The sequence below is a fragment of the Streptomyces sp. TSRI0107 genome (assembly GCF_001905845.1).
Taxonomy (GTDB): domain Bacteria; phylum Actinomycetota; class Actinomycetes; order Streptomycetales; family Streptomycetaceae; genus Streptomyces.
Genome location: NZ_LIVZ01000008.1, coordinates 235,171 through 256,508 on the forward strand (window position 1 = coordinate 235,171; position 21,338 = coordinate 256,508).

Sequence of the window (21,338 nt, forward strand, 5' to 3'; positions counted from 1 at the left end):
CCGCCCATGACCCGACGCCCCGCCGTCTCCGCCCACCGCGGCGGATCCGAGACCTTCGGCCCCGCCACCTGGCAGGCGTACGAGGACGCGCTGCTCTCCGGAGCCGAGTACGTCGAGTTCGACATCCGCCGCACCTTCGACGGCGTCCTCGTCGTCTACCACGACCCCCGGGTACGGCACACCGGCCCGCTGCTGTCCGAGCTGACCCACGCCGAACTCAGCGAACGCGCCGGCTACCCCGTGCCCGTCGTCGACGAGGTCATGGAACTGATCGCCGGAAAGCTGATCGGCCACCTCGACCTGAAGGAGACCGGCTACGAGGCCCACGTCATCGACCGGGCCATCGACCTGCTCGGCGAGGACGGCTTCGTCGCCACCACCCTGGAGGACAGCTCCGTCGCCGCGATCACCCGCGCCTACCCCGGTGTGAAGACCGCGCTCTCCCTCGGCCGGGACCGCAAGGAGATCGGCGCGGCCCGGCTCGCCACGACCCGGCTCAGCGAACTGTTCCCCATGCGCCGGGTGCGCGCCTGCGGCGCCCACGGCGTCGCCGTGCACCAGCGCCTGGCCCGCGCCAACGTCCTGCGCGAAGCCGCCCGGAACGGCCTGTTCACCATGGTCTGGACGGTCAACGACGACACCGCGATGAGCGGCTTCCTCGCCGACCCGCGCGTCGACGTGCTGATCACCGACCGGCCGCGCCGCGCCCTCGACCTGCGCGGCGGGCCGCCGGAGGCCGACGGACGGGACACCCAGGCCGCCGAGCCCTCCCGCCCCTGAGGGACGGCCCCGGCCCCCCTGCGGGGGATGCCCCATTGACAGCGGACGGCTCAGGATCTGTGCTGGAAAGCGAGGGGATCCCTGCGGACGAGGGGTGACAGCGATGGGACGCGCGGTCGGGATCGATCTGGGGACCACGAACTCGGTGGTGGCCGTCCTCGAGGGCGGTGAGCCCACCGTCGTCGCCAACGCGGAGGGGGCCAGGACCACCCCGTCGGTCGTGGCCTTCGCCAAGAACGGCGACGTGCTGGTCGGCGAGGTCGCCAAACGGCAGGCCGTGACCAACGTCGAGCGCACCGCGCGCTCGGTGAAACGGCACATGGGCGACGCCGTCTGGCGGTTCCCCGAACAGGGCTCCGTCGACGGCACCCGCTACCGCGCCCAGGAGCTGTCCGCGCGGGTGCTGCAGAAACTGAAGCGGGACGCCGAGTCCTACCTCGGCGAGGACGTCACCGACGCCGTGATCACCGTCCCCGCCTACTTCGATGACGCCCAGCGGCAGGCGACCAAGGAGGCCGGGGAGATCGCCGGCCTGAAGGTGCTGCGGATCATCAACGAGCCGACCGCCGCCGCCCTCGCCTACGGCCTCGACCGCGGCGAGGAGCAGACGGTTCTCGTCTTCGACCTCGGCGGCGGCACCTTCGACGTCTCCCTGCTGGAGATCGGCGACGGCGTCATCGAGGTGAAGGCCACCAACGGCGACACCCACCTCGGCGGCGACGACTGGGACCAGCGGATCGTCGACCACCTGGTGAAGAAGTTCAAGGGCCAGTACGGCATCGACCTCGCGGGCGACAAGATGGCCGTGCAGCGGCTGCGCGAGGGCGCCGAGAAAGCCAAGATCGAACTGTCCAGCTCCTCGGAGACCACGATCAACCTGCCGTACATCACCGCCTCCGCCGAAGGCCCCCTCCACCTGGACGAGAAACTGACCCGCGCCGGATTCCAGGAGCTGACCGCCGACCTCCTCGACCGCTGCAAGACGCCCTTCCACCAGGCGGTCAAGGACGCCGGGATCAAGCTCGCCGCCATCGACCACGTGATCCTCGTCGGCGGCTCCACCCGGATGCCCGCGGTCACCGAGCTGGTCCGCGAGCTGACCGGCAAGGACCCGCACAAGGGCGTCAACCCCGACGAGGTCGTCGCGGTCGGCGCCGCCCTCCAGGCCGGAGTGCTGCGCGGCGACGTCAAGGACGTCCTGCTCCTCGACGTCACACCGCTGTCCCTGGGCATCGAGACCAAGGGCGGCATCATGACCAAGCTCATCGAACGCAACACCACGATCCCCACCCGGCGCTCGGAGATCTTCACCACCGCCACCGACAACCAGCCCTCGGTCGGCATCCAGGTCTACCAGGGCGAACGCGAGATCGCCGCGTACAACAAGAAGCTCGGCACCTTCGACCTCACCGGCCTGCCCCCGGCACCCCGCGGCGTCCCGCAGATCGAGGTCGCCTTCGACATCGACGCCAACGGCATCATGCACGTCTCCGCCAAGGACCTCGCGACGGGCCGCGAGCAGAAGATGACGGTGACCGGCGGCTCGGCCCTCCCCAAGGACGACATCGACCGCATGATGCGGGAGGCCGAACAGTACGCCGAGGAGGACCGCAAACGCCGCGAGGCCGCCGAGACCCGCAACCAGGCCGAACAGCTCGTCTACCAGACCGAGCGGTTCCTGCGGGACAACGAGGACAAGGTCCCGGCCGACACCAAGGACGAGGTGCGGTCGGCCGTGGCGGACCTCAAACAGTCCCTGGAGCGCAACGCCGACACGGCCGAACTGCGCGCCGGCGTCGAGAAACTCGCCTCCGTCAGCCAGCGGATGGGCCAGGCCATGTACGCCCAGGCCCAGCAGACCCCCACCGACACCGGCCCCGGCCCCACCACCCCGCCCGACGAGGAGGGCGTGGTCGACGCGGAGATCGTCGACGAGGAACGGGACCGGGACCAGAAGGGCGGAGCGGCCTAGGGGGTGTCTCGTCGATCAGGCCGGATCAGGGAGCGGCGTCTGGTGCCGTGCATCGCAAGGCGGAGGAGGGAGTCGATGCGATGGGGGTCCCCCCTGCTCGAGCGGAGCCGAGAGCTTGGGGGAATCGGGGACCGACGACAACGCGGCGAGGCGCGGTGCCAGACGCCGCGAGCCCGGCCTGATCGGCAAGACACCCCCTAGCGAGGGCTCACCGGCCGGTGAGGACGACGAGCCGCTGGGTCGCCCGGGTCATCGCGACATAGCGGTCGACCGCGCCTTCGACGCCCGTGCCGAACCCCTCCGGGTCGACGAGGACGACCAGGTCGAACTCGAGCCCCTTCGCCAGCTCCGGAGTCAGCGACCGGACCCGGGGCCTCGCCCGGAACGCGGGATCGCCGATGACACAGGCCGTGCCGTCGGCATGCTCGGCGAGCCAGCCGTCGAGCACCGCGTCCAGCTCCGACACCGCCCCGTACCGGACGGGCACCCCGCTGGAGCGGACCGACGCCGGCACGTTGGCGTCCGGCAGCACGGCCCGGATGACCGGCTCGGCCTCCGCCATGACCTCCTCCGGCGTCCGGTAGTTGATGCTCAGCGACGCCACGTCGACCCGGTCGAACCCGACCCGCTCCAGCCGCTCCCGCCACGACTCCGTGAACCCGCGGCGGGCCTGCGCGCGGTCCCCGACGATGGTGAAACTCCGCGACGGGCACCGCAGCAGCAGCATCTGCCACTCCGCGTCCGTCAGCTCCTGGGCCTCGTCCACGACGATGTGCGCGAACGGACCGTCGAGCGGCCGCGGATCGGCGCCGGGCAGCGCGGACTCGTCGACCAGGCTGTCCTGGAGGTCCCGCCCGAGCAGCATCGTCACCGCGCCCTCCCCGTCGGTGTCGGCCGCCACCAGGTTGTCGATGACACCGGCCATGCGCTCCCGCTCGGCGGCGACGGACGCGTCGTGCCGGCGCCGGCGCCGGGCCGCCTGCGGGTCGCCGAGCCGCTGCCGGGCCGCGTCCAGCAGCGGCAGGTCGGACACGGTCCAGGCCTGCGGGGCCGCCTCGCGCTGGAGCTTGCGCACCTCGTCGGGCGCGAGCCAGGGAGCGCACATCCGCAGATACGCGGGCACCGACCAGAGGTCCCCGACGAGGTCCGCCGGGTCCAGCAGCGGCCACGCCCGCTCAAGGGTCTCCACCAGTTCCTCGTCGCGCCGCAGCTGCCTGCCGAACAACTCGGGCGGCACGTCCCCGTCGAGCTTGTCCAGCAGGATCGTGACCAGCGCCTCCCAGATCTGCTCGCGCGCCTCGTTGTGCGCAGTGCCGGGTTCCGGAGCCTCGAACGCCTCCGCCCAGTCGCCGGCGGTCAGCCGGACGTCCGCCCAGTCGGTCGACACCGTCATCCCCGCGACGGGCGGCTCCTCGTAGAACGCGACGGCCTTCTCGATCGCCCTCACCATGTCCGCCGACGACTTCAACGCGGCCACCTCCGGGTCGCTCTCGACCCCCGCCCCGGCTCCCTCGGCGACGAGATCCCGCAGCGTGCAGGTCCGCACGCCCTCCTCGCCGAGGCTGGGCAGCACATCGGCGACGTAGGCCAGGTACGGCTGGTGCGGACCGACGAACAGCACGCCGCCCCGACGGTGACCGAGGCGGGGATCGGAGTACAGGAGGTAGGCGGAGCGGTGCAGCGCCACGACGGTCTTGCCGGTGCCCGGCCCGCCGTCGACGACGAGCGCGCCCTGCGAGCCCGCCCGGATGACGGCGTCCTGGTCGGCCTGGATGGTGGCCAGCACGTCCCGCATCCGCGCCGAACGGCTGCCGCCCAGGCCGGCGATGAACGCGGACTGGTCGTCGAGCGCGGCATGCCCGTCGAGAGCGTCCGCGGCGAACACCTCGTCCCAGTAGTCGCCGACCCGGCCGCCGGTCCAGCGATACCTGCGGCGGCTCACCAGCCCCATCGGGTCGGCGTGGGTCGCGGCGAAGAACGGCTCGGCCGCGGGGGAGCGCCAGTCGACCAGCAGCCGACGCCCCTGGCTGTCGGTGAGGCCGAGGCGCCCGATGTAGACCGGCTCCGGGTCGTCCGCGCCGACGACGCGGCCGAGGCACAGGTCCAGGCCGAAGCGGCGCAGGGCACGCAGCCGGCCGGTCAGCCGGTGGATCTCCAGGTCCCGCTCCAGCGCCTCCCGGCCGACGCCGCCGGGCGCCCTGCGCAGTTCGTCGAGACGGTCGGACAGCTCGGCGATCGCCTGTTCGAGGCTCTCCGCGACGGCCGCGAAGTGCCGTTCGTCGGCGGCGATCAGCTCCGGGGCGGCCTTGGCGGACAGACGGTCGGGCAGGTCGAACGCGCCGGACATCAGCACACGCACTTCGCGAATCCCTCATTTCCGCAGGTTCTGGCTTCGAGGGAGTGATTCTGCGGCACGAAGGGGGCCTTGCCGCAAGGCCCCCTGTGCGCTATACGTTAAGAGTGGCGGGGAGTGCGTCGACGCCCGAGCGGTCCGCTCGGCGGACGATCGGCGGACCGCCGGTACCGCCTTCTAGAACCCCGCCCGTTCCCAGCCCCGCTGCTCCGGCCGCGGACCCAACTGCCGGGAATCCCGCGTGCGGTAGACCACATACGGGCGGAACAGGTACTGCACGGGCGCACTGAACATGTGCACCAGCCGGGTGTACGGCACCATCGCGATCAGCACCATCCCGACCGCCGCGTGGATCCTGTACAGCAGCGGCACACCCTCCATCAGCCCAGTGTCCGGCTGGAGGGTGAACAGGCTGCGCGACCAAGGCGCGATGGACTCCCGGTAGTTGTAGCCGTCGCCGGACGCGTGGGCCAGCTTGGCGACCATACCCAGCACGATCGACGCGAGCAGCACCAGACACATCAGCTTGTCGTTGGCGGTCGTCGCGCGGAAGACGGGCGCCTTGGTCCGCCGACGGTATACGAGCAACAGGATCCCGACGACCGTCAGCACGCCGGCCGCCGTCCCGCCGTACAGCGAGAACAGGTGGTACGTGTGCTCGGTGATCCCGGGCCCGTCGGTCCACGACATCGGGACGAACAGGCCGACGACATGCCCCACCAGCACGAACAGGATGCCGTAGTGGAAGGCGGGGGAGGCGATGTTCAGCAGCTTCGACTCGTACAGCTGCGACGAGCGCGTGGTCCAGCCGAACTTGTCGTAGCGGTACCGCCACACCAGCCCGGCCACCAGCAGGACGAAGGCGAGGTAGGGCAGTACGCCCCAGAGGAGGACGGTCATCGGCGCGCTCCGGTGTATACAGTCGGCAGTGTGGCGCATACGGCCTCCAGGACGCATGCATACGGTGTGCCGAAGTCGGTCAGCCGCGCACGGAGTTCCTCGAGAGCGGCGCGGTACTCCGTCAGCAGCCCCGTGTCGCCGGTGCGGGCCGCGAACTCCAGCACCGCCGGCAGGAAGTCCGGCAGCTCCTCGCCGCTGAACTCCAGGCCGTGGGCGCGGTAGACCTCCTTGAAGCGGACCAGCGACATCCCGCGCCGCCGCGTGTCCCCGTCCCGCCACCAGCTCAGGTACAGACTGTGCCGGTTCTTGAAGTCGAAGACCTGCACGTAGTGCGCGGCCAGCTCGTGCGCCGGGGTGACGGCCGCGTGGTCGGTGAACTCCCGCAGCTGCGGGGCCGCTTCGCGCAGCAGCGGGAGCCGGGCGCGGAAGTCGTCGTCGGGGTAGGTCCGGCAGAGCGCCGCCGCCTGGTACAGCACCGCGTCCGAGGGCATCAGGCCTCCTTCGCGTCGTCGGAGGTCTGCCGTCGGCGCAGCAGATGGAAGTTCTCCACCGTCACCAGCGGCAGCAGCTTGCGGCCGGAGTCCCGGCCGAACGGGCCGTCGCCGCCCATCCCGGGCCCGCCGGCGTGATCGAGGCTGCACTCGTCCGGCACCGCCGTCTCCTCCAGCCGCCGCGCGTCGCCCAGCGCGGCGGTCGGGATGACGTACCGCTCCTCGTACTTGGCGATCGCCAGCAGCCGGTACATCTCCTCCACCTCCCCGGCCGTCATGCCGACCGCGTCCGCCAGGGACGGGTCCGGGTCCTCACCGAGGTTGATCGCCCGCATGTGCGAGCGCATCGCGGCGAGCCTGTCCAGCGACGCCCTGACGGGGCCGATGTCGCCGGCGGTGAACAGCTCCGCCAGGTACTACAGCGGGTGCGGGCGTCCCGGGCCGGAAGAACCGCCCGGCACGCAGCAGTGCGGCGCCCGGCTCGGTGGGGGGTGTCCGCGTGTCCGTCACAAGCGCTCCCTTGCTCACCAGGTCCTTCGAACCTAGGCGCGGGCAGGGGAGCACACCCGCTCACAGCGGCCGTACGGGTTAGGGACACAGGCGCTCGGACGTCCGGGCGCCCGGATGCCCCCGGCCGGGGGAGCCCGACCTGGTGCACCCGGCGCACTCGGTGCCCTGTCAGCCGCCCGGACCGAAGTCGTCGAACTCGGAGCTGGGGTACGCCTCGACCGGGAGGCCGAGGCCGGCCACCCGGGCGGGCAGGTCGTGCGGCCCTTCCGCCTGCACCACCAGCTCGTCGTCACCTTGCGGCACCGGGTCGCCGTCCAGCAGGGTGACGCCGACGGTGGCCAGCCTGGCCGCCAGGTGCCCGAGGTCGGTGCCGGCCGGCACCGTCAGGAGCCACTTCATCAACGATCTCCCGGGCCCTTCCTGTCACGGCCTGCGCGGCTCAGGACTTCCGCAGCAGGAACGAATACGACGCCGCGGCGTTCACGATGCCACGCCCGTAGCCGGGGTCCCAGTCCTTGCCGGTCGGATTGACCAGGCCGGACAGCAGGGCCTCGCGGAGCTCCTCCGGGGTCAGCTCGGAGAACGCGGACAGCAGCAGCGCCGCGACGCCTGCCGCGACCGGTGTGGCCGCCGACGTCCCGCTGTCGAACGGCGACTTCGGGGGCCGCGGCGCGCCGCCGGGACGGCCCGGCCCGAAGTTCCCGAAGAAGTGCGTGTAGGAGGCGAAGTCCGGCTTCTTCGGCGCGAACATGCCGGGCCCCTGCGAGGAGTAACCGACGCGCTCCTGGCGGCTGTTGACCGCGGCGACCGTGATGACCTCCGCGAGGCTGTTGGAGGCGTGGATGGAGCGGCCGGGGCCGGTTCCGCTGCGCTCACAGTTGCTGCTCGGGCACTGGGCGCCGCAGTTGCCGGCCGCGAAGAACGCCGCCGCGCCGGAGGCCACGACCTCGCGCACCTTGCGGTGGAGCGGGTGGTTGATCGCCCAGATCTCGTGCCTGGGGGCCTGCTCGCGGCGCGGGACCTCGGCGTACCCGTAGCTGTTGTTCGTCAGGTGCGGTGTGCCGTCGAGCCGACGATGCTCCAGGATCGCCTGGAACATGGTCAGCGCCGTGCCGGAGTCGGGCCGCCCGAGGAAGGGGTAGTCGTACAGTCTCGCCGCGGGGGCCGCGACGAGGATGTCGGCGGCGCAGGCTCCCGGGCTGGTGAAGCCGCCGGAGACCGGGTAGACCTGCCCGTTCACGCCCTCGTCGACGATGCCGACCACGATGTTCTGCCCGCGGAAACCGTCCCGCCACGGCCGGGCGACGCCCAGCAGGGCCCGGACGGTGTCGACGCTCTCCGTCCGCCGGTGGCCGTGCCGTTGCCCCGGCAGCGCGACCGCGCGTCGGACGGTTGTCTGGAGCCCCCCTGCGAATCCCGTCACCGCAACGCGGTGACTACCACAAATCTTTGAATATCGCCTGTCTTGCGCAAACGGGTCAGGTCGTTGACGGAGAAACAGTTGATCGGGGGAGCAACCCCGTGGCTCCGCCGGCTCAGAACGCCCCGCGGCACTCCTGAAGGATCTTCTTCGTGCGCCGCGCCGACGCGGCCAGCGCCGTCATGTGGTCCAGCACCTCCAGATGCGCCGAGACCTCCTTGCGGGAGTCCAGGTACAGCGCGCCCGTCAGATACTCGGTGAACACCATGTCCGGCAGCTCCGGCTCCGCGAACCGGAACAGCGCGAACGGCGCGTACGTCCCGGGATGCGGGCCGGTCGTGAACTCCGCGATCTGCAAGGTGATCCGGTCGCTCTCGACGGCCTCCAGCAGCCGGTCCAGCTGGCCGCGCATCACCTCCGGCCGGGTGCTCACCGGACGCCGCAGCACCGTCTCGTCCATGATCACCCACAGATGGGGCGGGTTCGGGCGGCGCAGCAGCTCCTGCCGGGCCATCCGCAGCGACACATGCCGCTCCAGCGACGGCCGGTCCGTCTGCCCGATCGTCCCGGCCTCCAGCACGGCCCGCGCGTACTCCTCGGTCTGCAGCAGACCGGGCACGAAGTGCGGCTCGTAGGAGCGGATCATCCGGGCCGCGCCCTCCAGGCTCACGAACAGGCTGAACCAGTCCGGCAGCACGTCGTGGAACCGCTGCCACCAGCCCGGCTGGTTCGCCTCCTCGGCCAGCGAGACGAACGCGTCCACCTCGTCCTCGGGCACCCCGTACGCGGTCAGCAGCAGCTGCACGTACGGGATCTTCAGCGCGACCTCGGCCATCTCCATCCGGCGTACGGTCGCCGGGGCCACCCGCAGCACCCGCGCGGCGTCCTCCCGGCTGAGACCGGCCGCCTCCCGCAGCTCCTGCAGCCGCTTGCCCAGCACCACCTGGCCCACGGTGGGCGCGGGCCGCCGTTCACTCACGCCACGCCTCCCCTACGCGCCGAAAGTCCCCGAGCAGTCTGTCATGTTCGGGCCGCACTCTCACGGGGTCGGAACGAGACGTTCACCTTCTGAGACACGGCGCGGGCGTCAGCGAGGCGCCGGCGCGTCCCGGGGCACCGCCCGCCCGCCCCTACATGACGACCCCTTACCTCCCGGGTAATCGACCCGGCCCGGCTCCGGCGCCATGGTGGTCCCACCGGGTCCGGCGCGGCGCACTCCGCGCCGGACCCGGCCCTGAAGGCCGTACCCCGACCTCGCCGGAGGATGATCCGCCATGTCCGCCACCCAGCTCGCCGCGCTCGCCCGCACCGCCGACCCGCGCACCATGCTGCGCCGCTTCCTCGCCCTCGACGCGGTCGTCACCGGCACCAACGCCATCGCCTACCTCGCCGCGTCCGGCCCGCTCGGCGACCTGCTCGGCGCCGACCCCGGGCTGCTGCTCGCCCTCGGCGCGTTCCTCGCCGTCTACGCCGCCGCGGTCGGCCTCGTCGCCTCCCGCCCGCACCCGGCCACCCTGCACGTCCGCGTGGTGGTGGAGGCCAACCTCGCCTGGACGGCGGCCAGTTTCGCCGCCCTCGCCCTGTGGCTGACCCCGACCACGACGGGCGCGGTGTGGACCGTGCTCCAGGCGGTCACCGTGGCCGGGTTCGCCGTACTCCAGCACATGGCGCTGAAGGCACGTCAGAACACGAGTCCAGTCAGGGCATGAGTTCCTGAAGGTACTTGACCGTCGCCGGGTCGGCCGGGAGCAGCGTCTCGATGGCCAGCTCGGCGACGGTCACGTCCATCGGCGTGTTGAAGGTGGAGATCGACGAGATGAACGACAGGATCCGCCCCCGGTACTCGAGCTGCATCGGCAGCGCGAAGTACGGGACGGGCTCCTCCGGTTCGGCCTCCGGCGCCGTCTCCGGCACCGGATACGCCGCCACCTCCTCGTACAGCTCCCGCAGCGGCGCCGACCGGTGCAGCGCGATCTGCCGTTCCATCTGCGCCAGCAGATGCCCCCGCCACTCCCGCAGATTGCGGATCCGCGGCGCCAGCCCCTGCGGGTGCAGCGTCAGCCGCATCGCGTTCAGCGGCGGCCCGAGCAGCGACTCGGGCATCTCGTCCAGCAGCATGACGATGCCCCGGTTGGCGGCGACCACGTTGTACAGCGCGTCCACCACCAGCGCCGGATACGGCTCGTAGCCGCGGATCAGCCGCTCCATGCCCGCCCGCAGCGCGCCCATCGCCGGATCGTCCAGAGGGGTCTCCGGGTACCGCGGCGCGTAACCCGCCGCCAGCAGCAGCGCGTTGCGCTCCCGCACCGGCACGTCCAGGTGCTCCGCCAGCCGCAGCACCATCTCCTCGCTCGGCCGGGAACGGCCCGTCTCGACGAAGCTGACGTGCCGCGCCGAGGAACCGGCCCGCAGCGCCAGCTCCAGCTGGCTGATCCGCCGCCGCTCCCGCCAGGCCCGCAGCAGCGGGCCGACACCCTGGTCGGCGGGGGCGGTGGCGGGCCCGTCGGACGCGGACATGAGAATGCTCATGCGTACGACCGTAATCCAGGAGGCACCGCGTGAACGAGCCGTGGCAGCAGGCGAACCGGCAGGCGCAGGCACTGTACCGGGCCAGAGTGCGCGGCTGCCTGCTCGGCGGCGCACTCGGCGACGCGCTCGGATACCCCGTCGAGTTCAGCTCCCTGGACGCCATCCGCGCCGCCCACGGCCCGCGCGGCGTGACCTCCCTCGTCCCCGACGGCACCGGCGTCACCGGCCGGATCAGCGACGACACCCAGATGACCCTGTTCACCGTCGAAGGCGTCCTCGCCGCCCACCGCCGCGAACGCGAGAAGGGCATCGGCGGCGCCGCCCACCAGCTGCTGCGCGAGGCGTACGACCGCTGGCTCGTCACCCAGCAGCAGCCCGGCCCCGACCCGCGGACGGCGGCGTACACCGGATTCGACCGCCCGCTGCTCGCCGAGCCCTGGCTGTACGCCCGCCGCGCCCCCGGCAACGCCTGCCTGTCCGGCCTGCAGCAGCCCTACACCCCCGACACCGGCACCCCGCTCGGCGTGCCCGGCCCGGTCAACCCCGGCTCCAAGGGCTGCGGCACCGTCATGCGCTCGGCGCCCTTCGGACTCACCGGCGCCCCCGCCGACCGCGCCTTCGACCTCGCCGCCCGCTGCGCCCGGCTCACCCACGGCCACCCCACCGGCGCCTACGCCGCCGGCGCGCTCGCCGCGATCGTCGCCCACCTGATCGCCGGCGAGTCCGTGGAGGGCGCCGTCCTGCGCGCCCTGCGGCAGCTCGCCGGCCACCCCGGCCACGAGGAGACCACCGCCGCCCTGGAACACGCCCTCGCGCTGGCCGCCGAGGGCGCGCCGAGCGCCGAGAAGGTGGAGAGGCTGGGCGCCGGCTGGATCGCCGAGGAGGCCCTGGCGATCGGCGTGTACTGCGCGCTCGCCGAACCGCGCCGCGTGCCGGAGGCGCTGCTGCTGTCCGTCAACCACTCCGGCGACAGCGACTCCACCGGCTCCGTCTGCGGCAACCTCCTCGGCGCCCGGCACGGCGACGTGGGCCTGCCGCACTCCTGGCTCCGGCGCGTCGAGGGCCGCGACCGGATCGCCGCGCTGGCCGACGACCTCGCGGCCGAATGTGTCCGTACATGAACCCCCGGAAGCCCTCCGACCAGGACCGCGGCGGCCCTCCTGTGGCAGGCTGGACGGGGACGTGACACCCCGGGAAGGAGCGCGGTCATGGCCGTCGAACCGCTGTCGCAGAAGGAGATCGAGGACCGGCTGGCCGAACTGCCGGGCTGGTCCGTCCACGAGGACCGCCTCACCCGCTCCTACCGGCTCGGCTCGCACCTCGCGGCCGCCGCGCTGGTCATCCACATCGCCCAGGTGCAGGAGGAGCTGAACCACCACTCCGACCTCACCCTCGGGTACGACACCGTGTCGCTGTCGGTGACCACGCACAGCGCGGACGGCAAGCTCACCGCCCTCGACTTCGAGCTCGCCCGCAAGGTCCAGGACCTGGCCCCGGCCCACGGCGCGAGCTGAGCGCCCGGTGCTGGACTACGGACAGGAGGCCGAGCGCTACGACGTCTCACGCGGCGGCGAACCCCGCGCCGAGGCCGCCGCCGAAGGCGTCCTCGCGTTCGTCCCGGACGGCGCCCGCACCCTGCTCGACCTGGCCTGCGGCACCGGCATCGTCACCCGCCGGCTCGCCGCGGCCCGCCCCGGGACACGGGTGGTCGGCGTCGACCTCACCGACGAGATGGTCCACTTGGCCGCCGCCCGCCTCCCCGGCGCGGTGCTGCGCGCCGACGCCCGCCGGCTGCCCTTCCCCGACGGCCGGTTCGACGCCGTCACCAGCGTCTGGCTGCTCCACCTGCTGCCGGACCGGGACGCCGTCCGCGCCGTCGTCGCCGAGTGCGCGCGCGTCCTGCGACCCGGCGGCGTCTACGTCACCACCGTCGACAAGGCCGCCGCCCACAACGTCGGCAGCGACATCGACGCCGTCCTCGCCACCCGGCCCCGCGCCCACGCCGTCGACGAGGCCGCCGCCGTCGAGGCATACGCCGTTGAACTCGGCCTGCACCCCGTCGGCCGGGCCCGGTTCCCCGGCCGCGGCCAGGGCCGCAGCCCCCGCCGCACCATCGCCGACCTGCGCCGCGGCTGGTTCGGCACGCTGCCGCCCGGCGACCCCCGGGCCGACGGCTTCGCCGAACGCCTGGCCGCCCTCCCCGACCAGGACCGGCCCCGCCCGGACCCCTGGTTCACCCTGCGCGCGTTCAGAAAATCGGCGGAGGCGGCAACGTAACGCCGACCGGCGGCGACGGACGGGCACAACCCGTCCGTCCTCCCCGGGAGGCACGTCACGTGAAGCACCCGCATCCGCACGCACAACCACGCTCGCACCCGATGCCGCGCCCGCACGCGCACCGCAGACGCCGCCGGGCCGTCCTGTCCGGCCTCGCCACCGTCACCGCCGCCGCCGCGCTGCTCGGCGCAGGGTTCGGCGCCCTCGCCCCGGCCACCTCCCCCACGCTCGAACTCACTCGCGCGGGAGGGACCCCCATGGCGGCGACCGCGCGGCAGGTCGAGGCCCTGGACCGGGGCGTCGTCAGCGTCCACACCGGCAGCGGCAACCTGGTCGGCTGGCGCTGGCTGGGCACCGATCCGGACAATGTCTCCTTCAACGTCTACCGGGCCGGCACGAAGGTCAACGCGACCCCGATCACCGGCTCGACGAACTACTTCCACGCCGGCGCCCCGTCGCACGCCGACTACACGGTCCGCGCGATCGTGAACGGCGTCGAACAGGCCGACTCCGTGCACGCCGTGCAGTTCCGCACCGGCTACAAGGACGTCCCGATCAGCCCCCCGCCCGGCGGCACCACCCCCGACGGCGTCGCCTACACCTACGAGGCCAACGACGCCTCCGTCGGCGACCTCGACGGCGACGGCGCCCTCGAGTTCGTCCTCAAGTGGCAGCCGACCAACGCCAAGGACAACTCGCAGTCGGGATACACCGGACCGACGATCGTCGACGGTATACGGCTGGACGGATCCCGTATGTGGCGTATCGACCTCGGCCGCAACATCCGCTCCGGCGCCCACTACACCCAGTTCCAGGTGTACGACTACGACGGCGACGGCAAGGCCGAGATCGCCATGAAGACCGCCGACGGCACCAAGGACGGCACCGGCGCGGTGATCGGCAACGCCTCCGCCGACCACCGCAACTCCAGCGGCTACGTACTGTCCGGCCCCGAGTACCTGACCATGTTCGACGGCCGGACCGGCAAGGCGATGGGCACCGTCGACTACGTCCCGGCCCGCGGCACCGTCTCCTCCTGGGGCGACTCCTACGGCAACCGCGTCGACCGCTTCCTCGCCGGCACGGCCTACCTGGACGGCTCCCGCCCGTCACTGATCATGGCGCGCGGCTACTACACCCGCACGGTCGTCGCCGCCTGGGACTGGCGAGGCGGCGCCTTCACCCGCCGCTGGACCTTCGACACCAACTCGTCCACCAACAGCGGCAAGGGCTACGACGGCCAGGGCTCCCACAGCCTCTCCGTGGGCGACGTCGACAACGACGGCAAGGACGAGATCGTCTACGGCTCGATGGCCGTCGACGACAACGGGAACGGACTGTGGACCGCGAAGACCGGCCACGGCGACGCCCAGCACCTCGGCGACCTCGACCCGTCCACCGCGGGCCTGGAGTACTTCAAGGTCTCCGAGTCCACCTCCCAGCCCGCCGAGCTGTACCTGAACCCCGCGAACGGACAGGTCCGCTGGAAGCTCGCCGCCTGCTGCGACAACGGCCGCGGCGTCGCCGGCGACGTCTACGCCGGCAACGACGGCGCCGAGATGTGGTCCGCCTCCGACAGCTCCATCCGCGACGAGGCCGGCGCCACCAAGGGCCGCGAGCCGTCCTCCGTCAACTTCCTCGCCTGGTGGGACGGCGACACCGTCCGCGAACTCCTGGACGGTACCCGCGTCGACAAGTACGGCACCTCCGCCGACACCCGCCTGCTGACCGGCTCCGGCGTGTCCTCCAACAACGGCACCAAGGCCACCCCGGTCCTCTCCGGCGACATCCTCGGCGACTGGCGCGAGGAGGTCGTCTGGCGCACCAGCGACAACACCGCCCTGCGGATCTACTCCACCCCGCACGAGACCGGCACCCGCATCACGACCCTGCTCCACGACACCATGTACCGCACGGGCATCGCCTGGCAGAACACCGGCTACAACCAGCCCCCGCACCCGAGCTTCTTCCTCGGCAACGGCATGCCTACGGCACCGCGGCCGACTGTATACACGCCGTGAGCCGCCCAAACGATGGCAGGCCCCCGCCCTCCCCGGGCGGGGGCCTGCCGCCTGCTCAAGCGCGCGACATCAGCAGCTTCGCCGATGCCGGCGAAGCATCCGACTGAGACCTTCGGTTTGCGGCATCCGCGCCACAGTGTGCCGCTCGAGCTCCGACCGGACCGACGGCGCCCGCGGCACCCGCACGACGCTCGGTGAATTCACCGCGAAGCGGAGCGGTGAGTAGGTCTACGCGGGCTGTGAAGAAGCTACTCCGTGCGTTGCACGTTCGCGTTTCGCTATGTACTACAGTCATTGACAAGACCTTCTTCTCTGCAGAGTGGCAGGTTGATTGGTCGGCGAGGTGATGACTTGCCGTCTGGACCGGGCCGGGCGGGTGATGACCGCTCGGCCCGATCACGTTCTGGGACCCTACCGGACCAGCTGGTATGAGCCAGGTGGCATGCGGCAGAATTCAGCGACGCCGCTCGCAGCCGCCAGGACCCCACCCCTGCGCATCTCAAGATGCGTTTGACCTGCGGAATCACTGAACGTGAATCCTCGCTTCACCAGGATCACCTGCGGTCATGCATGCGTGCAAGCAGTAGGTTGCGTGCCGGGTGTTGCGTAGTTGTGCGTAGTCCTCTGGGACAAAAGGGGCAGGGTGGGTTGGCGAAAAATCGCCGGTCGGCGGACCGATGCTTCGGGTGGGGGCGGTTCGTTGTGTCGTCAGCTGCGGGTTACCGTCAGGGGCGCCGGCACCGACGGAGCGTCCGGCCCCAGCCCCTCCGCTAGGAGCGTGCGTGCGACCGTGTCCCGCTCGAACGCGCTGCGCCCCGCGGGCAGCGACAGAACCCGAGAGCCGTCACGACGTTCCAAGAGCGAACCGAAGCGTCCAGTGTCCATGATCGGCGAGTTGACTACCTCGACGCTGTAGACGGCGAGGCGTTGGGGCAGGGAAAGGTCGAGCAGTGAGAGCGAGGACATCCTGGCGTCCAAGTCAACGACGTAGCGAGACGGCGCGCGACTGGGCGCTCCGCTCCTACGTCCTCGCCGCCAAACCGGGGGACGTGCTTGGGCAGGACACCCCCGCATAGCCCTGCCGGCGCCCACCTGGTAGCAGGCCCGCCTCGTCCCGTCGAGGCGCGCCTTCTGGGTGCCGCGAGAAACCCGTGGCCGATATCTACCGTCGTGGCTTGATGTGATGCATGGTGGTGCCACGGGACCCCACTCCACCCCTGGGTGAGTCCCCTTGCTGGGTCCTGCCGTCTGCTGCGGACGGCAGGGCCCGCCGCGCCTCCCGGCTCCCCACGGGAGGTATGCGGCTGCCGTCAGTGCGTCCACACGTCGGGCCCGCCGCCACGCCACTCGATGAGCGCCGACCGGACGACGTCCATCTCGTCCCAGTGCTGCAGCCCGGCCTCCTGCGCAAAGGCCACGACGTCGCGGACCGAGTAGGCGCGGCCGGAGATCTGCCCGTCGATACGCACGCGCCGGCCGCCGTCCTCATCGGGCGGGTACACGACGACAGGGCGATCGGAAGCCATGGATCCAGGGTGCGGCGGGGTGCCAGGGGCCGCACGCCGGATGGCGGGTGAACGCCCGCCCCTCGATCCGGAGGCGGGCGCCGCAGTCATGTGGTCAGCCGGCCTTCTGCTGCTCCCGGATTTCGTGGACACTGGCGGTGAGCGTGCCGTCGCTTTGCTCGTAGTGGGACAGCGCGAGGCCGAGGCCGAAGAATGTGGGGGCCCATTCGCCGACGAAAATGCCCCACCTGTCGGCGCGCGCGACACCGGCGCCAGGCTCGGCTTTGAGGCTGGTGACCCAGGAGGCGATGGAGAGGCCGATGGATACCATGCCGGCCATGTAGGCGTGCTCGCTGCGGATGCCCATCTCGTGCATCTTCTGAATGATCATGGCGGCTCCCGTCTGTAGGGGGTTCACCGGCCGGGGTGCCCACGACGACTGCTCCCCATTCATCCCTTTTGCCCCCTATGTCCGCTATGGGGTGAGGGTGTGGCAACCATCTGGAGCGGCGCCGTCTCGTTTGGCCTGGTCACCGTGCCGATCAGCGTGGTCGGCGCCGCCGAGGCCCGCTCCGTGCGCTTCCATCAGTGGCACCTTGAGGACATGGGTCGCGTCCGTTACCGCAAGGTGTGCGAACTGGAGGACCGCTACCAGCTACGCGGGCTGGAGACGAAGGGTGCCACGCCGTGAGGCTCTGAGGCCGGCGAAGCAGGCGATACACCGCACGATGTCCCACATGAACGGCGGCCGACTGCGAGATGCGGACGGCCGGCCGTCTTCTGGGCGGATGCGCCACGTCTACGGGCAGCTCTCCCCGAACTTCACCGCGGTGAGCGTGACGGGCTGGCCTTTCAGCGCCTCACCGGCGGCGGGCTTCTGGGTGCACACCTGCCAGTTCGACTCGACCAGCACCCACCGGCCCTCCGGCGAGGCATCCTCGACGGTGAGTGACGTGCCCGAGTCGAGTGCCCCGCGGGCCGCCTTCACCGACTTGCCCGTGAAGTCGGGCATCTTCCCGCCGGCCGCGGACGGGGGCTTCTCGTCCTTCGCCGGGCAGCCTTCCTCCAGCTTTACGGCACCGAAGTCCAGTTCGGTGCCGGTGGACGCCGACGTACCGGATTTCACGTTCTGGCTGCACACCTTCCAGTTCCGGTCGAAGGCCTGCATGCGGTCGCGGCCGAGCGCATCGTGCGACGTGAGGATGTGGAAGCCGAGCTCCTGAGCCTTGTCCTGTGCGGACTGCAGGCCCATGCCCACGAAGTCGGGGACGGTCGCCTTCTCGTCGTCGGCGGCCGGCTTGTCGTCGCCGGCGGGCTCCGCGTCGTCGGCCTTGGCCGGCTCGGCCTCGGCCGTCCTCGTAACGGTGACGGTGGGCCGCGGCTCGGCCTTGCCGGTGGTGCCCGCCTTCTCCTGGCCATTGCTGTCGGAAGAGCCGACGCCGACGCCGACGAAGAAGATGAGGAGTGCGGCCGGGATGGCGATCCGCTTCCGCGCCCATCCCGGCTTCACCCCCGCCTTGCCGGCCGGCGGTTCCATGTGCGGCGGCTCGGCAGGCGGTGGTTGGTTGTGCGACATGTGTACCCCATAGATCAGTTGGTGCCAGATGACCGTAAGGGGTGAGACGCCCCCAAGGGGCGCCTCGGAGTGGGTCGGTGACGCAACCGTGATGGAAGTGTGAAATTCAACGACCTGGGGTCGGTCGAGTGTACGAAGGGCGCGTGCCGGCGGCGGCACGCGCCCTTCCCGCTCAGCTCACCGCGCAGGTCCGGTCACCGAGCTTGAACACCGTCGGCTTCCCGTTGGCCCCCGACCAGCTGCCGGTGAAGCCGAAGCTCACCGACGAGCCCGCGGCCACGTTCCCGTTCCAGCCGACGTTCCTCGCCGTCACCGACCCGCCCGACGAGGTGTGTTCGGCGTTCCACATCTGGGACACCGTCTGCCCGTCGGGGAAGGACCAGTTCAGCGACCAGCCGTTCCACGCGCCGCTCCCGGTGTTGGCGAGCCGCACGTCCGCCTGGAAGCCGCCCGACCACTGGTTGGTGACCTCGTACGTCACGGCGCAGGCACCCGTGGGTGTCGGCCCCGGGTCCGTACCGCCGCCGTCGTCCCCGCCACCGGCGTCGGAGGTGTCGCCGTAGATCACCCCGCGGCCGTTGGTCGCGATGTACACCCGCCCGTACACCCGCGGGTCACCGGTGATCGCCGCTCCGGTCCAGCCCCACTGGTGGGCGTCGTCGTTGATCCGGGTCCAGGTGGCGCCCTTGTCGGTGGAGCGGAAGATGCCGCGGACCCCGCCGATCTCGGCACTGGTGTAGAGCGTCTGGTACGAGGCGCCGGCCGCCGCCTTGCCGAAGCCGATGGTGTCGGCCTGCCCGACGTTGGACAGCTTGGTGAACGTCGCGCCGCCGTCCGTGGAGTGCCACAGCCCGTACGCCCCGTCGCTCGCGCCGCCCGCCAGCCACACGTCGCCCTTGGTGCCGGGCAGCGCCTTGAAGCGGACGCTGTCCCCGCTCGGCAGGCCGGTCGCGGCGGACGCGGTGAAGGTGGCGCCGCCGTCCGTGCTGACGTAGAACTTCCCGGACTTGAAGCCGTAGAACGTCTTCGGGTCCATCCGGTCCGACTCCACGATCGCGCCCGCCGGGATGCCGCTGGACGCCGACCAGGACGAGCCGAAGCCGGTCGTGTGGTGCACCCCGGCGCCCTGCGGGCTCCACACGAAACGGCTGCCGTCGGCCGCCGCCGCGACCGTGCCGCCGCCGCTCACGCCGGACGGGTCGGTCCCCGCGAACCAGTTGGCGCCGTTGTCCGTCGAGAACGCGATGTGCGGGCCGGAGTCCAGGTTGCCGACCCGGACCACCGTGTCGGGGTTCGACTCGGCGAAGTCCAGACTGATGGTGGAGGTGAAGTTGGGGGAGGTGTACATCATCGGCGGGACCTTCGTCAGGTCCGTGTGCCGGAAGCCGCCGATGTCACCGAGCGCGCTGAGCAGCGGGGCGCCCGACGGGGGAGAGGCGAGGTCGTTGACGGCCGTCTCCTCCAGGCCCCGCACCATCGGCCTGACGGTGAACTTGCCGCCGTCGTCCCAGTCGGTGAGGTTCTCGGTGCCGTAGACCGTCGCGCCCGTGCCGTACATCATCCGGTCGGAGTCGAACGGGTCGATCTCCAGCGCCTCGGTCATCCAGCCCAGCTTCGGCGTCTGCTCGGGCGGCGACGGATTGGCGCCCCAGGTCAGCCACGGCGACGACGAGACGTCCATCGTGTACCGGTTCTCGCGGTTGGGATACGACGTGTAGTCCCATGCCTTCGTCCAGGTGGCGCCGCTGTCGGTGGAACGGAAGATCTGGGTGTCGGGCCACCAGGAACTGTATGCAGTAGCCATTATGGTGCCGGGCTTCTGCCGGTCGACCGTCAGTCCGCTGAAGCCGTAGTAGGTGTCGGCCTCGGCGACGGGGCTGATGTCCGTCCAGGTGCCGGTCGCGGTGGTGTACCGCCACAGGCGGCCCTTGCCACCGTCGTACGGGCCGCCCTTGTCGCTGTATGCGATGTACAGATGACCGTTGACGGTGTCCAGTACACCCTTGTGGGCGAGGTATCCCGTCGGCTGCCCGGCCAGCCGCTGCCAGGTGGCGCCGGCATCCGTCGAGCGGTATACCGCATTCTCCTTGTCGGCCACCCCGACGTAGATCGTCTTCGTCGCGCTCCCCGACGTGCCCGTGGACTCGTCGAAGGTGACCCAGACGATGCCCTGGTTGTCACTGGCGTAGCCCGAGGTGTCGCTCGGATCCTGTACGTAGTCGCCGACGTTGGGGAAGTTCGCCACCTGCGACCAGGTCGCCCCGGAGTCCGTCGACCGCCACAGGCCCTTGCCGCTGGGCGCGCCCAGGTACAGCACGCTGTTCTTGTTCGGGTCGACGGCCAGCCGCTCGCCCATGCCGCGGCCCGGCATGTTGCCGCCCAGCTTGAACGGCAGGTCCGCCTTCTGCCAGCTGGCGCCCCGGTCGGCGGAGCGCAGCACCGCCCCGTTCCCGGGATCCCAGCTGTTGGTGTACGTGCCGACGGCCGCGTACACCCGGTCCGGGTCCACGCTGTCGGAGGCCAGGCTGACCACGCCCGTGTGCCCCCAGTCGTCCCAGCCGACGTGGTCCAGCAGCGGCGTCCACGTCTTCGTCGACTCCTGCCAGCGGTAGGCGCCGCCGATGTCGGTGCGGGCGTAGGCGAGGTCCTTCTCCTTGCGGTTGAAGACGATGCCGGGGACGAAACCGCCGCCGTCGATCCGGGCGTTCTTCCAGGTGTAGGTGTCGGCGGCGATCGACACCTCTCGCTCGACGGGCTCGGCGGCCAGCGCGGGCGGGGTGCCCGCGAGCAGGCCGGCCGCGAGCGCCGGCACGGCCGTGAGGATGCGGGTTCTTCGCACGGTGGGGATGTCCTTCCTGCTGCGGAGATGCTGCGGAGGAGCTGCGCAAGTGATCCGGAGGTGCTGCGCCTTGCTGCGGAGTCGCCATGGTGGGGAACACGCGACGGCCGGACGGCCCCCCGTGCGGGTGGGGACCGCCCGGCCTGGACGGGGCCCCGCCGTCAG

18 protein-coding genes and 2 pseudogenes are annotated in these 21,338 nt (G+C 71.5%); 8 read left to right on the plus strand and 12 right to left on the minus strand.

Going from position 1 to position 21,338, the window contains the following annotated elements; translation table 11 throughout:
* Window positions 1–6 precede the first annotated feature (6 nt).
* Together AMK31_RS23630 and dnaK are read left to right on the plus strand one after the other, a co-directional pair.
* On the plus strand, window positions 7–780 hold the full coding sequence (locus tag AMK31_RS23630) for a glycerophosphodiester phosphodiesterase family protein (RefSeq protein WP_073942619.1): 774 nt from the start codon (window positions 7–9) through the stop codon (window positions 778–780).
* A 103-nt stretch (window positions 781–883) separates the two neighbouring features.
* Window positions 884–2,752 carry a molecular chaperone DnaK gene (dnaK, locus tag AMK31_RS23635; RefSeq protein WP_073942620.1) on the plus strand — a complete coding sequence of 623 codons (1,869 nt, stop codon included), beginning with the start codon at window positions 884–886 and terminating at the stop codon, window positions 2,750–2,752.
* Window positions 2,753–2,960: 208 nt separating this feature from the next.
* Here the strand turns inward: dnaK and helR are convergent, their stop codons facing one another.
* The 7 genes and pseudogenes from helR to AMK31_RS23670 form a co-directional block, all read right to left on the minus strand.
* Window positions 2,961–5,099 (minus strand): RNA polymerase recycling motor ATPase HelR, encoded by a 2,139-nt coding sequence (gene helR / locus AMK31_RS23640; protein ID WP_385311553.1) that lies wholly within the window; start codon window positions 5,097–5,099, stop codon window positions 2,961–2,963.
* A 183-nt stretch (window positions 5,100–5,282) separates the two neighbouring features.
* The gene (narI, locus tag AMK31_RS23645; RefSeq protein WP_073942622.1) at window positions 5,283–6,005 is read right to left on the minus strand and encodes a respiratory nitrate reductase subunit gamma; all 723 of its coding nucleotides are present in this window, start codon (window positions 6,003–6,005) and stop codon (window positions 5,283–5,285) included.
* The gene (narJ, locus tag AMK31_RS23650) at window positions 6,002–6,496 is read right to left on the minus strand and encodes a nitrate reductase molybdenum cofactor assembly chaperone (protein WP_073942623.1); all 495 of its coding nucleotides are present in this window, start codon (window positions 6,494–6,496) and stop codon (window positions 6,002–6,004) included. Before narJ ends, narI begins: the two co-directional genes overlap by 4 nt.
* Window positions 6,496–6,912: pseudogene (gene narY, locus AMK31_RS23655) on the minus strand (nitrate reductase subunit beta); the annotation flags it as partial. The pseudogene narY and the gene narJ, both read right to left, overlap by 1 nt.
* Before the next feature lie 262 nt (window positions 6,913–7,174).
* The gene (locus AMK31_RS23660) at window positions 7,175–7,405 is read right to left on the minus strand and encodes a hypothetical protein (RefSeq protein ID WP_073942624.1); all 231 of its coding nucleotides are present in this window, start codon (window positions 7,403–7,405) and stop codon (window positions 7,175–7,177) included.
* Window positions 7,406–7,445: 40 nt separating this feature from the next.
* Window positions 7,446–8,429: a S8 family serine peptidase gene (locus AMK31_RS23665; RefSeq protein ID WP_073942625.1), complete on the minus strand. Its 984-nt coding sequence runs from the start codon at window positions 8,427–8,429 to the stop codon at window positions 7,446–7,448.
* A 112-nt stretch (window positions 8,430–8,541) separates the two neighbouring features.
* Complete coding sequence (locus tag AMK31_RS23670) at window positions 8,542–9,405, minus strand: helix-turn-helix domain-containing protein (RefSeq protein ID WP_107468700.1); 864 nt, start codon at window positions 9,403–9,405, stop codon at window positions 8,542–8,544.
* A 295-nt stretch (window positions 9,406–9,700) separates the two neighbouring features.
* Here AMK31_RS23670 and AMK31_RS23675 point away from each other — a divergent pair, with 295 nt between their 5' ends.
* On the plus strand, window positions 9,701–10,135 hold the full coding sequence (locus AMK31_RS23675; protein ID WP_073942626.1) for a hypothetical protein: 435 nt from the start codon (window positions 9,701–9,703) through the stop codon (window positions 10,133–10,135).
* On the opposite strand, the gene AMK31_RS23680 is transcribed toward AMK31_RS23675, so the two are convergent.
* Complete coding sequence (locus AMK31_RS23680) at window positions 10,125–10,955, minus strand: helix-turn-helix domain-containing protein (protein ID WP_073942627.1); 831 nt, start codon at window positions 10,953–10,955, stop codon at window positions 10,125–10,127. The two genes, AMK31_RS23675 and AMK31_RS23680, sit on opposite strands and share 11 nt — an antisense overlap.
* Before the next feature lie 29 nt (window positions 10,956–10,984).
* Here AMK31_RS23680 and AMK31_RS23685 point away from each other — a divergent pair, with 29 nt between their 5' ends.
* From AMK31_RS23685 to AMK31_RS23700, 4 genes are all read left to right on the plus strand, one after another.
* A complete protein-coding gene (locus AMK31_RS23685) occupies window positions 10,985–12,076 on the plus strand; it encodes an ADP-ribosylglycohydrolase family protein (RefSeq protein ID WP_073942628.1) in 1,092 nt (363 codons plus the stop codon).
* An 87-nt stretch (window positions 12,077–12,163) separates the two neighbouring features.
* Window positions 12,164–12,469, plus strand: a complete 306-nt coding sequence (locus AMK31_RS23690) for a 4a-hydroxytetrahydrobiopterin dehydratase (protein WP_073942629.1) — start codon at window positions 12,164–12,166, stop codon at window positions 12,467–12,469.
* 7 nt (window positions 12,470–12,476) lie between these two features.
* On the plus strand, window positions 12,477–13,232 hold the full coding sequence (locus tag AMK31_RS23695) for a class I SAM-dependent methyltransferase (RefSeq protein ID WP_073942630.1): 756 nt from the start codon (window positions 12,477–12,479) through the stop codon (window positions 13,230–13,232).
* Window positions 13,233–13,333: 101 nt separating this feature from the next.
* Entirely contained in the window at window positions 13,334–15,253 is a 1,920-nt protein-coding gene (locus AMK31_RS23700) for a rhamnogalacturonan lyase (protein WP_073942631.1), read from the plus strand.
* Window positions 15,254–16,563: 1,310 nt separating this feature from the next.
* On the opposite strand, the gene AMK31_RS23710 is transcribed toward AMK31_RS23700, so the two are convergent.
* Both AMK31_RS23710 and AMK31_RS23715 read right to left on the minus strand, forming a co-directional pair.
* The gene (locus tag AMK31_RS23710) at window positions 16,564–16,779 is read right to left on the minus strand and encodes a hypothetical protein (RefSeq protein WP_073942633.1); all 216 of its coding nucleotides are present in this window, start codon (window positions 16,777–16,779) and stop codon (window positions 16,564–16,566) included.
* 94 nt (window positions 16,780–16,873) lie between these two features.
* On the minus strand, window positions 16,874–17,149 hold the full coding sequence (locus AMK31_RS23715; protein WP_073942634.1) for a hypothetical protein: 276 nt from the start codon (window positions 17,147–17,149) through the stop codon (window positions 16,874–16,876).
* 99 nt (window positions 17,150–17,248) lie between these two features.
* Here AMK31_RS23715 and AMK31_RS23720 point away from each other — a divergent pair.
* Window positions 17,249–17,407, plus strand: a pseudogene (locus AMK31_RS23720) (Ku protein); the annotation flags it as partial.
* 150 nt (window positions 17,408–17,557) lie between these two features.
* Here the strand turns inward: AMK31_RS23720 and AMK31_RS23725 are convergent.
* Entirely contained in the window at window positions 17,558–18,334 is a 777-nt protein-coding gene (locus AMK31_RS23725; protein WP_073942636.1) for a PASTA domain-containing protein, read from the minus strand.
* Window positions 18,335–18,506: 172 nt separating this feature from the next.
* A complete protein-coding gene (locus AMK31_RS23730; RefSeq protein ID WP_073942637.1) occupies window positions 18,507–21,173 on the minus strand; it encodes a cellulose binding domain-containing protein in 2,667 nt (888 codons plus the stop codon).
* Window positions 21,174–21,338: the final 165 nt, after the last annotated feature.